Source organism: Rhodococcus sp. 852002-51564_SCH6189132-a (assembly GCF_001665495.1).
Taxonomy (GTDB): Bacteria; Actinomycetota; Actinomycetes; order Mycobacteriales; family Mycobacteriaceae; genus Rhodococcus; species Rhodococcus pyridinivorans.
The window spans coordinates 20,214-33,370 of the sequence record NZ_LZMJ01000027.1 but is presented as its reverse complement, the minus strand read 5'-3'; the positions used below and the strand labels follow the sequence as shown (position 1 = coordinate 33,370).

4 protein-coding genes are annotated in these 13,157 nt (G+C 71.6%); 3 read left to right on the top strand and 1 reads right to left on the bottom strand.

Annotated features, from left to right (window positions below):
* The first annotated feature begins 251 nt into the window (after positions 1-251).
* Positions 252-938 (top strand): isochorismatase family protein, encoded by a 687-nt coding sequence (locus tag A5767_RS05445; protein WP_039584592.1) that lies wholly within the window; start codon positions 252-254, stop codon positions 936-938.
* A gap of 33 nt (positions 939-971) precedes the next feature.
* Complete coding sequence (gene panD, locus A5767_RS05440) at positions 972-1,460, top strand: aspartate 1-decarboxylase (RefSeq protein ID WP_082937607.1); 489 nt, start codon at positions 972-974, stop codon at positions 1,458-1,460.
* On the opposite strand, the gene A5767_RS05435 is transcribed toward panD, so the two are convergent.
* Positions 1,457-2,332 (bottom strand): siderophore-interacting protein, encoded by an 876-nt coding sequence (locus A5767_RS05435; RefSeq protein WP_019288729.1) that lies wholly within the window; start codon positions 2,330-2,332, stop codon positions 1,457-1,459. The genes panD and A5767_RS05435 overlap by 4 nt on opposite strands.
* Positions 2,333-2,469: 137 nt before the next feature.
* Between A5767_RS05435 and A5767_RS05430 the strand changes: the two genes are divergently transcribed.
* Entirely contained in the window at positions 2,470-13,128 is a 10,659-nt protein-coding gene (locus tag A5767_RS05430; protein ID WP_064851851.1) for a non-ribosomal peptide synthetase, read from the top strand.
* Positions 13,129-13,157: the final 29 nt, after the last annotated feature.

Genomic DNA, 13,157 nt, shown 5'->3' with positions numbered 1-13,157 from the left:
CCCCCCCCCCCGCCCCGCCGCCGCCCCGCCCCCCCCCCCCCCCCCCCGGCCCCCCGGCCCGCGGCCCCCCCCCCCGGGCGCCTCCCCCCCCCCCCCCCGGCGCCCGCCCCCCGCCCCCCCCCCCCCCCGGGGGGGGGCCGGTCGGCGTATCAGGGGTCGAGACATCCCACCGTAGGGCTGGTTAGGGTAGCCTACGCATGCCGACACTGTCGGTGCCCGCACGCGTACCCCGAACAGCAGAAGGAAGTCGCATGGCCATCCCGAGCATCGATCCGTACGAGTTGCCTACCAGCGACGAGATTCCCGCTGCTCGGGTGGACTGGACGATCGATACGTCCCGCTGTGCACTGCTGATCCACGACATGCAGAAGTACTTCATCGACGCCTACCGGCGCGATGCCGAACCCCTCGCGACCGTGGTGCCCAACATCGTCCGCCTCCGCGAGGCGTGCCTGGCCGCCGGTATCCCCGTCGTCTACACGATGCAGCCCGGCGACCAGCATCCGTCGCGTCGCGGCATCCTTGCCGACTTCTGGGGCGTCGGGCTGAGCACCGGCCGCGACACCGAGGTCATCGACGAACTGACCCCCGGCCCGGACGACATCCAGGTCACCAAGTGGCGCTACTCGGCGTTCCAGCGCACCGACTTCCGTCAGCTGCTCGCGCACAACGGCCGCGACCAGCTCATCGTCACCGGCGTCTACGCACACATGGGCTGTATGCTCAGCGCCGCCGACGCCTTCATGAGCGACGTCGCGCCGTTCATGGCCCTCGACGCCACCGCCGACTTCTCCCGCGACGAGCACCTCATGGCGCTCCAGTACGTCGCCAAGCGGGTCGGCCGGGTCGAGACCACGGACGCGCTGATCGAGTCGATTACCGCGTCAGCGCGTCGCCGCGACCGCGAGACCGAAGAACTCACCGCATCGCTGCGCTGACCGGCACGGTCCGAGAATCGGGAACTTCAGCACATGCAGCGAATTCTTCTGTCCGGCAAGATCCATCGCGCGACCGTCACCCACGCGGATCTGCACTACGTCGGATCGGTGACGATCGACCGCGACCTGCTCGATGCCGCGGACATCCGCGAGGGCGAACTCGTGCACATCGTCGACATCGACAACGGGGCACGGCTCGAGACGTATGCGATCGAGGGGGAGCGCGGGTCGGGTGTCATCGGCATCAACGGTGCTGCGGCACGGCTCGTTTCGCCCGGCGATCTCGTGATCATCCTGTCCTACCGCACCGTCGACGACGCGCATGCCCGCGACTTCCGGCCGCGCATCGTGCACGTCGACGGGGTGAACACGATCGTCGAACTCGGCGCCGATCCGGCACAACCCGCCCCCCGGCGCCCCGCATCAACTCTCACCGCGCTGACGCGGGAAGCGATTTCGGTGCTCTCGACGTCGCCAGGCGCGGTCGAGAACACCGAAACAGAGCACACAGGAATCGTCTAGGTGGTGCCGCGACGACGCGCCTCGAGCGTCTCGACGGCCTGCTCGCGCAGCAGCCGCAGGCGGGCCAGCGGGCGATCGGACTCGGGGCTGCGCCAGTAGCCCGACGCGTCGAGCATCGGCTTGGCGATGCCGAGTCGCTTCGACACCGCGCGCAGTTCCTTCACGATCGATGCCTCGCCGGCGATCCACATCCAGCCCTCACCGCCGCGCGGCGCACCCGACTCGACGGCCTCGGCGAGCACGGTGGCGTCGGAGACTCCGGGACGACGGTGCACCCACCTCACGCCCGCGAGATCGGACTGTTCCTCCTGCGGACCGTCGACCAGCGCGAAGACGTGCATCGGCACCGTGCCACCGTAGGTCTCGACGAAGCGCCCCAGTGCGGGTAGTGCGGTCTCGTCGCCGGCGAGCAGCCACCAGTCGGCGCCCTGCGGCGGGATGATCGCGACCTTGGGTCCCGCGAGGTGGAGCACGCTGCCGGGTTCGGCGGTGCGGGCCCAGTTACCGGCGGGGCCGTGTCCGTGCAGGACGAAGTCCAGATCGAGCTCCCCGGCCACGGGATCGAAGCGACGCACCGTGTAGGCGCGGGCCACGGGTGCGGGCTTGCGGGGCCAGTGCAGGTGCCCGTCGTGCTGTTCGGGCAGGGCAGGGGTCTCGCTGCCGGGTTCGGGCAGGAAGATCTTGACGTAGTCGTCGGCACCCTCGGTGGTGAACGCCGGGGCATCGTAGTCGCCGCTGCGGAAGGCACCGAGCTGCTCGCCGCCCAGGGTGATCCGACGCATCCGCGGTGTCACGTCCACCGCGCGGAGCACGGTCAGGCGCCGCAGGACGATGGGCAGGGAGACGCGGGTCGGGGGCGTCGTCACCGGCATGGTGAGCTCCTTCCGGACGGGACCGGCCGGACAATTCGGGCGGGCGCGTCGCTGCTGGTATGGTTAGGCGGCCCTAACTATATCCGGACGGAGGGGCGGATCCGAGGGGGCGGGTCCAGGAATGCCGAGGAGTACCCGTGGAATCGATCGTGCCTCTGCCGTTGACCGCTGCCCAGGCGGGAATGTGGTTCGCGCAGACGATCGACCCCTCGAACGCGACACTCGTCACCGGGCACTTCCTCGAGATCGACGGCGCCATGGATCCGGACGTGCTCGCCCGCGCCGTCCACACGGTCTTCGACGAATCCGCCGGACTGCGCGCCCGGATCGCCGTCGTCGACGAGGTACCCGTCCAGTTCCCCGGTGCCCATCCGGCGCCGGAGATCGAGGTCACCGACCTCACCGCCGACGCCGATCCGCGGCGGACGGCCGTCGACACGATGCGCGCGATCCTGCGCGTGCCGATGGATCCGACGGCCGAAGCCGGCATCGGCGCCCGGGTGTTCGTCCTCGGACCGGACCGTGTCCTGCTGTTCCTGCGCGCCCACCACGCCTTGCTCGACGTCTACGGCTACAGCCTGGTCGAACGCCGCATCGTCGCCGTGTACACCGCACTCGTGCGCGGCGAGGACGTCCCGCCCGCGACCTTCGGCTCCGTCGAGCAGGTCGTCGCCGAGGACGAGGAGTACCGCAGCGGCGAGCGCATCGTCGCCGACCGCGACTTCTGGACCGAGACGCTGCATGGTGCACCCGACGCGCTCGGCCTCGCGGAGACCGCGGTGCCGGCCGCGTCCTCGCTCGCCCGCGCGGTGGTCACCGAATCGGTGCAGGTCCCCGGGGACGTCGCCGAGGCGCTCGACGTAGCGGCACGCCGCGCCGGGGTGGGCTGGCCCGACCTCGTCACCGCCGCGACCGCCGCCTATCTCGGCCGGGTCACCGCGGTCCGCGACGTGGTGCTCGGCTTCCCGGCCATGAACCGGATGGGCAGCGTCGCCGCGAAGGTGCTCACCACCGCCGTCAATGTCGTGCCCCTCCGCATCGAGGTCGCTCCGGAGGCGAGTCTCGCGGCGCTCGCCGCCGACGTGCGCGCCACCGTCGCTGCGCAGGGACGCCACAGTCGCTACCGGGGCGAGGACATCCACCGCGACCTGCGTCTGCCCGCGACCAGTCCCGGTCCGGTGGGCCCGACGGTCAACATCAAGCCGTTCGGCGACACCGTGCGATTCGGCGACGCGACCGCCACCGTGCACTCGCTCGCGCGCGGTCCCGTCCACGACCTCGCGGTGGTCGCCCGTCGTGTCGACAGCACCCGCGCACTCGAACTGACCCTCGACGCCGACGCCGACCGGTACACCGCCGAGGAGGTCGCCGGTCACGCCGCGGCCATCGCGCGACTGCTCACCTTCGCCGCCCGGGAGGACGCGGACGAACGTCCTCTCGCCCATGCCGACCTGCTGAACCCGGATTTCCGCGCCGATCTCGAATCCCGTTGGCAGGGAGTCGTATCCGAGTCTGTCGCGCCCGACGCGATGGATCTGTTCGACGCGCAGGTGGCCGCCGCCGGTGCCGCACCCGCGCTCGTCGCCGGCGCCGACCGTCTCACCTACGCCGAACTCGACGCGCGCATCGATGCCGTCGCAGGCGAACTCGCACGGGCTGGTGCGCGGTGCGAGGTGACGGTCGCGCTCGCCCTGCCACGCACCGCCGACATGGTGGTCGCGCTCCTCGCCGTGCTGCGGACGGGCGCGGCGTACCTGCCGCTCGATCCCGCCTTCCCCGCCGAGCGACTCGAGTACATGCTCGACGACGCGCGACCGGCGATCCTGCTCACCACCGACGACTTCGCCGACCGTCTCGGCGCATCGACCCCGGACGCCACGGCGGTCTTCCGTGACGGCGTCCTGCACTGGCGCGGCGACGTCCCCGTCGGCACCACGCCTTCCGAGCGAGTTGTGCCCGACCAGTCGGCATATGTCATCTACACCTCGGGTTCGACCGGCCGGCCGAAGGGTGTCGTGCTCTCGCGCGGCGCACTCGCCCGCTTCGTCGACGCCGCGACCGATCTCGCCGGAATCGGCACGCACACTCGGCTTCTCGCCCTGACCACCCTGTCGTTCGACATCTCGGTGCTCGAACTGATCGTGCCGCTGTGCCGCGGCGGGGCCGTCGTGCTCGCGGGCGACGACGAGGCGCGCGATCCGGCGGCCCTGGCCGCGCTCGCCGCCACCGAGTCGGTGGACTGCATCCAGGCCACCCCGTCGCTGTGGGGCGCGATCGTCGAACACGACGGTCTGGATCTCGCCGGTGCGGACGTGCTCGTCGGCGGCGAGGCCCTGCCCGCCGTCCTGGCCGGAACCCTCGCCGCGCGAGCGTGTTCGGTCGTCAACATGTACGGCCCCACCGAGGCGACGGTGTGGTGCACCTCCGCTCCGGTCGCGCCGGATCTGCCGTGGACCGGGTCGGTGGGCCGCCCCTATCCGGGAACCGGTGTGCGCGTGCTCGACCGGCAGTTGCAGCCCGTGCCGGTCGGCGCGGCCGGTGAGCTGTACGTCGTGGGGCAGCAGCTCGCGCGCGGCTACCGCGGCCGCCCCGACCTCACCGCGGCCCGCTTCGTCGCCGATCCCTTCGGCGCCGGCCGGATGTACCGCACGGGCGATCTGGTGCGCTGGACCGCCGACGGCACCCTGCAGTATCTCGGACGCGGCGACGACCAGGTCAAGGTCCGCGGACACCGCATCGAGCTCGGTGAGATCGAGACCGCCGCAGCGCAATTCGCCGGTGTGGCGCAGGCCGTCGTGGTCGCCCGGCCCGACGCCACCGGAGCGGCCCGCCTCGTGGGCTACGTGACCGGCACCGACGTCGACAGCGCAGCACTGCACGACTTCCTCCGCACACGTCTGCCCGAGTACATGGTGCCGTCGCTGACGGTCGTGCTCGACGAGTTCCCGCTCACCGCGAACCTCAAGGTCGACCGCAAGGCACTGCCCACCCCGGAGATCGGCGCCCCCGACACCGGTCGCGATCCCGAGACCGCCACCGAACACACCCTCGCCGGTGTCTTCGCCGACCTGCTCGGACTCCCGGCCGTCGGTGTCGACGCCGACTTCTTCACCCTCGGCGGAACGTCGCTGTCCGCCACCCGTCTCGTCGCCCGGATCCGCTCGGTGCTGGACGTCGAGGTGTCGCTGCGCGACGTCTTCGACGCTCCCACCGTGGCCGAATTGGCCGTGGTGGTCGACGGCGCGAGCCCGGCACGTCCCCGCTTCGTCGCAGGACCGCGACCGGCGCGGATCCCGCTGTCGTCGGCCCAGCAGCGCCTGTGGTTCCTCGACCGTGCCCAGGGACCGTCGCCGACCTACAACATCCCCTTCGCCCTCGAACTGCGCGGCCGGCTCGACGCCGGCCTGCTCGACCGTGCGCTGGTGCACGTCGTCGCCCGGCACGAGGTGCTGCGCACCGTCGTCGACGTCGTCGACGGTGAGCCCGTGCAGGTCGTCGCCGACACGCCGTCGACGGTCCTGCAGGTCGCGGAGGCGCGCGACGGGAATGCCGCGGCACTTCTCGACGCGGCCGCGCAGGCATCCTTCGATCTGGGACAAGACCGTCCGTTCCGTGCGCATCTCGTGCGACGCGCACCGGATGACGCGATGCTGCTGCTCGTCGTGCATCACATCGCCGGCGACGAGTGGTCGGCCGAGACGGTCTTCGCCGACCTCGCCGCCGCCTACGCCGATCTCTCTGCGGGTCGTGTGCCCGACGACGCGCCGCGTCCCCAGTACGCGGACTTCGCGGTGTGGCAGCGCGGTCTCGCCGACGACCCCGCCGCCGCCGTGCTCCGCGACCGCGACCTCGCGTTCTGGTGCTCCACCCTTGCCGGAGCACCGGAGGAACTCGCCCTGCCACACGACCGTCCGCGACCCGCGGTGCCGAGCCACCGCGGCGGCGAGGTACACGTGCAGGTGGGTTCGGAACTGTCTGCGGCCCTTCGGGATACGTGTTCCCGTTCCGGGACGAGCATGTTCATGCTCACCCACGCCGCCGTGGCCGCCCTGTTCACCGCGCTCGGGGCGGGCGACGACATCGTGCTCGGCGCGCCCGTCGCGGGTCGCGCCGACAGCGGACTCGAGGACATCGTCGGATTCTTCGTCGACACCATCGTCCTGCGCACCGATCTGTCCGGCGATCCCGATACCGCCGAGATTCTGACGCGCGTACGGCACGCCGACCTCGCCGCCCTGGCCCACGAGGAGGTGCCCTTCGACGAGGTGGTCGACGCCGTCGGTGTCACCCCGTCGCTCGCGCGGCACCCGCTCTTCCAGACGATGGTGCAGTACCGCACCGAACCGGTCGTCCCGCAGATCGGCGACACCACCGCGACCGTGTCGTATCTGTCCACCGGCACGTCGAAGTTCGATCTCACCGTCGACTTCGTCGACGCGGACGACGGCCTGTCGATCCGCTTCGAGTACGCCGAGGACCTCTATGACCGTACGAGCGTACGGACCCTCGGGCAGCGTCTGCTGTCGGTGCTCGCGGCCTTCGCCGACCCCGAACCGCGACACCTCTCATCGATCGACGTGCGCACCGACGAAGAGCGCGCCGCCGACACCGTCGCGACGGTGCCCGCCACCACGCAGCTGCTGCCGGACCTGCTCGCGGCGGCCTTCGCCGCCCGCCCGGATCACCCGGCGCTCGTGTTCGGCACCGAGACGTCGAGCTATCGGGAATTCGGGGCGCGCGTGCACCGTTCGGCTCGCGCGCTCGCCGAACGGGGTGTCGGGCCCGGCAGTGTCGTCGCGGTCGCGGCGGCACGGTCCGACGCCGCCGTGGTGGCGCTGGCCGCCGTCGTGGTCTCCGGTGCCGCCTACCTGCCCGTCGACCTGTCGTACCCGCCGGCGCGCATCGAGTTCATGCTCACCGACGCCGCACCCGATCTCGTGCTTGTGGATACGGAAGGCGCCGTGCCCGGAGAGGCACCGGAGCTGACCCTCGCCGCACTGGCCGAGGCGGCGCAAGGCTACTCGGACGCACCGATCACCGACCTCGACCGCAGCCGCCCGCTGCATCCGGCGGACGGGTCGTACGTCGTCTATACCTCCGGTTCGACGGGTGTGCCCAAGGGTGTCGTCGGAACCGCTGCGGCGCTGGCGAACCGGTTGGCTTGGCAGGCGGCACGCGTCCGCCCGGCCGGCGACGACGTGCGCCTGGCCAAGAGTTCGCTGAGCTTCATCGACGGATCGACCGAGTTGTTCGCCGGTCTTCTCTCCGGCGCGACGATGGTCCTGGCCGACGACGCCGCCTCCCGCGACGCCGAGACCCTCGCCGATCTCGTCGTCCGGCACCGCGTCCGGATGCTCACCGCGGTGCCGAGCCTCGCCGAGACCGTCGCCGCTCTGCGCCCCGAGGCCGCGGAACTCGTCGACACGTGGTTCCTCAGTGGAGAACCCCTCGGCGCGAGCGTGATCGCGGCACTGCCGGGCGCACGGGTGATCAACTCGTACGGTTCATCGGAGGTCGCCGGCGACGTCACGATCTGGACGGCGCCGGGCTCCGACGTCGACCGCGTCCGCATCGGTGCCCCAGTCGACGGCGTGACCGCGCGCATCCTCGACCGGCACCTGCGTCCCGTCCCGGACGGGGTGACCGGCGAACTCTACGTCGGGGGAGTGCAGTCCGCCCGCGGCTATCTCGGCCGCCCGGATCTGACCGCGGCGCGGTTCGTCGCCGACCCCACCGGCAGCGGCACCCGGCTCTTCCGCACCGGGGACCTGGTGCGGCGCAACGCCTCCGGAGAACTCGAGTTCGTCTCGCGCGCCGACCACCAGCTGAGCCTGCGCGGTTTCCGCATCGAACCCGGCGAGGTCGAGGCCGCATTGCTGCGGCACCCGGCGGTGACCGCGGCCCTCGTCACCGTGCGCCCGTCGGCGTCCGGGACCGATCTGCTCGTCGGTTACGTCGTCGCCGATCCGGCCGCGCCGCGTCCGGCGGCCATCGACCTGCAGGACCATCTGCGGACCGTGGTGCCGGACTACATGATTCCCGCGGTCTTCGCCGTGCTCGACGCCATGCCGGCCCTGCCCAACGGCAAGGTCGACCGCGCGGCTCTGCCCGATCCCGCACAGAGCCACAGCACGCGCGAGGCGACCGACGACGAACGCGTCGTGTGCGAGGTGCTCGCCGAACTCCTCGGTGTCCGCCAGGTGGGCCCCGACGACGATTTCTTCGCCCTCGGCGGCACTTCGCTCCTCGCGACACGTCTGTCCGCGGCGCTGCGCATGCGCACCGGCCGGAACCCGTCGATCCGCGACATCTTCGATCTGCGCACCCCCGCGCGACTCGCGGCGACGGTCCCGGCCACCGCCGTCGGACCCGAACTCGTGCGCCGCGACCACGCCGATCTCGTCCCGATGTCGGCGGCGCAGCGCCGGCTGTGGTTCCTCTTCCGCCTCGAGGGCGCGTCGGCGACCTACAACATCCCGTACACGATGCGGCTGCGCGGCGCGCTCGACGTCGACGCTCTGCGGGGTGCCCTGCAGCACCTGATCGCCGGGCACGACACGCTGCGCACGGTGTTCACCGAGCCGGACGAGGACGACGTCGAGCAGATCGGCTACCAGCGGGTGCTGCCCGCCGAGGACTGCACCGTCGACCTGCGGATCGTCGACGCCGCCCCGGCGGATCTCGACGTGCTGCTCACCGAGGAGGCGGGCCGTCCGTTCGATCTCGCCCACGACCTGCCGATCCGCGCGACGCTCGTGCGCACCGCTCCCGACGACGCGCGCCTGTTGGTGCTCGTGCACCACATCGCCGCCGACGAGTGGTCCGCCACGCCGCTCGTCGCCGACCTGTCCGCCTGGTACGCGCACCTGACCACCGGGGCACCCGCGCCTGCGCCGCTGCCGGTGCAGTACCGGGACTTCACTCTCTGGCAGGACGAACGTCTCGGTACCGGGGACGAGTCTCTGCGTGAGGTCCAGACCGAGTACTGGGCACGCGTCCTCGACGGCGCACCCGAGGAACTCGCCGTTCCGCACGACCGGCCGCGCGGTGCCGTCAGCAGTTACCGCGGCGGCGCGGTCCCGTTCACCGTCGACCCGCGCACCCGGGAAGCACTCGCCGACATCGCCGCCGAATCCGGCGCGACGATGTTCATGCTCACCCACGCGGTCGTCGCAGTACTGCTGCGCGCGCACGGCGCCGGGGACGACATCGTCCTCGGCACTCCCGTCGCGGGTCGTCCCGACGCCGCCCTCGACCGGATCGTCGGCTTCTTCGTCAACACGCTCGTGCTGCGCACCGATCTGTCCGGCGACCCCACCGTCCGCGACCTGCTCACGCGGGTCCGGGAGGTGGACCTCGACGCCTATGCTCACCAGGACCTGCCGTTCGAGGTGCTCGTCGAACGACTCGCCCCGGCACGGTCGCTCGCACGCCAGCCGCTGTTCCAGATCATGGTGCAGTACCGCGACCGCCTCGACGAGCTCCGTATGCCCGGTCTCGACGCCGAACCGGTCTTCGTCGAGACCGGCACGTCGAAGTTCGACCTGACCTTCGACCTCGCCGAGACCGACGACGGCGGGATCCGCGGTCGCATCGAGTACGCGACCGATCTGTTCGACCGCGACACCGTCGACGGATTCGCGCAGCGGCTCACGGCTCTGCTGGCGGAGATCGCGGCGAATCCGGACGCCTCGCTGTCGCAGTTGAGCGTGCTCACCGTCGACGACCGGAAGGCATTGGTGGCAGCGGAGATCGGCACGGTCCGAGACGACGGTCCCGATCGCACGGTCCCCGAGCTGTTCTCGCAGCAGGTCGCTGTGACACCGGATGCCCTCGCGCTCGTCGACGACGCCACCGGACGGCGGTGGACCTACGCCGAACTCGACCGTGCCGTCGCCGCTCTGGCCGGGCATCTGCGTGCCGTTCCCGGAGTAGGAATGGATGCCGTCGTGGCCGTGGCGATTCCGCGCAGCACCGCTCTCGTGATCGCCCTCCTTGCGATCCACCGCGTCGGTGCGGCCTATCTGCCGCTCGACGAGAACTATCCCGCCGAGCGACTCGCGTACATGCTCTCCGACGCGCAGCCCGTCGCGGTCGTGGCGGCCGCCGGTGTGGCGATGACCTTCGACTCCGGTGTGCCGGTGCTCGAGGTCGACGAATCCGGTTCCGTCGGAATCGATCCCGCAGATCCGGTCGCAGCACCGACCGTGATGCCCCTCGACTGCGCGGCGTACGTGCTCTACACCTCCGGATCCACCGGAACCCCGAAGGGTGTCGTCGTCGGCCATCGCGCCGTGGCCAACCGGCTGCGGTGGATGCAGGACGAATACGGTCTCACCGCCGAGGATCGGGTGCTGCAGAAGACCCCGTCCGGATTCGACGTGTCGGTGTGGGAGTTCTTCTGGCCGCTGATCACCGGCGCCACGCTCGTCGTCGCGACCGCTGACGGTCACCGCGACCCGCATTATCTGCGCGATGTGATCGCCCGGCAGTCGATCACCACGGCGCACTTCGTGCCGTCGATGCTCGCGGCGTTGCTCGACGTGCTCGCCGCCGAGCAGGACCGGGCACTGCGCCTGACCCGGGTGATCTGCAGTGGTGAGGCGCTGACCGCCGACCATCGCGACCGCTTCCACACCCTCGTCGACGCCGAACTGCACAACCTCTACGGCCCCACCGAGGCGGCCGTCGACGTCACCGCGGCACCGATTCCGGCGCAGGGCATTCCGTGGGTCCCGATCGGACGGCCGATCGACAACACCCGCACCCTCGTCCTCGACGAGCGGCTCCGGCCCGTGGCGCCGGGCGTCGTCGGCGAGTTGTATCTCGGCGGTGTCCAGCTCGCCCGCGGCTACCACCGGCGCGCGGGCCTGACGGCGGGCGGGTTCGTCGCCGACCCCTACAGCGACGCGGGGGAGCGGCTCTACCGCACCGGCGACCTCGTGCGGTGGCGCGACCGGGGCGCGGGCCTCGAACTCGACTACATCGGCCGCGCCGACGGGCAGGTCAAACTCCGCGGCCTGCGCATCGAACTCGGGGAGATCGAGGCGACGCTGGTCGCGCATCCGAACGTCGCGCAGAGCGCCGTCGTCGTGCGCGACGGCATGCTCGCCGGCTACGTGGTGCCCCTGTCCGGGCGCACCGTCGAACCGGCCGATCTACTCGCGCACGCCGCGACCTCCCTGCCCGATCACATGGTCCCGGTGACCGTGACCGTGCTCGAGGTACTGCCGCTCGGACCGAACGGCAAACTCGATCGCAGGGCACTTCCCGATCCGCAACCGACCGCGACGACGCGCCGCGACCCGGAGACCCCCGCCGAGGCCGCACTGTGCGAATTGTTCGAGGAGGCACTGCGTCTCGACGTCGTCGGACCGGACGACGACTTCTTCGCGCTCGGTGGCGACAGCATCGTCTCGATGCAGGTCGTCACGGCCGCGCGCCGCAAGGGCATCGAATTCGGCCCGCGCGAGATCTTCCGGTGGCGCACCCCGGCCGGTCTCGCCGCCGTCGCGCAGTTCGCCGAGACGGCTGTTGCTCAATTCGCCGAGACGGCGGCACAGCCGACCGGTCTCGTGGACGATCGGGAGCCGGGCCCGGTGCCCGTGCCGCCGGCCGTGCACGCACTGCGAGAGATCGGTGCAGAGCCGGCCGGAGCCGCACTCGTGTTCGCCGTCGACACCCCGGCGGACGAGGAGAAGGCGACGGGTGCCGTGCGCACGGTGGTCGCCGCTCACGATGCGCTGCGCATGCGGCTCACCCGCGTGGCCTCGGTGCTGTGGTCGCTCGACACCCACCCCGCCGGCGAGGAGGTACCGGTACGGGTCGTCGAGACCACCGACCTCGCAACAGCGGAGCAGCAGGCCCGCACCGAGGCCGCCGAGGCTCTCGACCCCGAGGCCGGACCGGTGCTCTCGGCCGTGTGGCTGACCACCGGGCAGACCGGTCGACTCGTGGTGGCGGTCCACCCGATCGTCGCCGACGGTGTCTCCGTCGGCGTGCTCGCCGCCGACCTGGCTGCGGCGGTCACCGGGGGACCGGTTGCCGTTCCCGCAGCCACCGCGCAGGGACTCGCGACCCGCATCAACGAGCGCGCGCAGGACCCGGCGCTGCTCGGGGAACTGGCGCACTGGGTGCAGGTCCTCGCCCCGGGCGCCGCGCTGAGCACGGGGGTGCTCCCCGTCAGCGATCCGGTCGAACCGATCGAGGCCGCCCCCGTCGAGGTCCCCGCCGGTCCGGCCGGTGGGCAGGACCCCGCTGCCGCATCGGTCGCCGCGCTGGCCGTCGCCGTCGGACGCGTCCGCGAGGCCGCGCCGGCACATTTGCTCGTCGAGATCGAACGCGACGCACGTGAATTCTCCGACGGCGAGCCGGACTGCACCCGGACCGTGGGTCCGTTCGCCGTCGGTGTGCCCGTGCGGGTTCCCGTCGCCGACGATCCGGACGCGGTGTCGACCGGTGTGGCCGCCGCCGTGGACGCGGTGCCCGGGGACGGGTCCGGTTACGCGCTGCTGCGGCACCTCAACGCCCAGGCCGCACCGGCCTTCATGGCACTGGCCCGGCCCGACGTCCTCATCCGGATCGACACGGTGCCGACGGAGCGGCGGACCCCGTGCGGGCGCGCCCTCGAGTTGTCGGTGCGGATCGAGGAGAAAGCGGGCGGTCGTATATTCACAGCCACGATGCGGTCGGACGGACGAATTTCCTGCGAGGAGATCCGAGGGCTGTCCGAGGCCTGGACGACGGCGATGAACGCGCCGGTGGGAGCAGGTTTCAGCACCCCCTCGGGCGCCTAGTATGGTTAGCCTAACCATTAGCTAGTCGG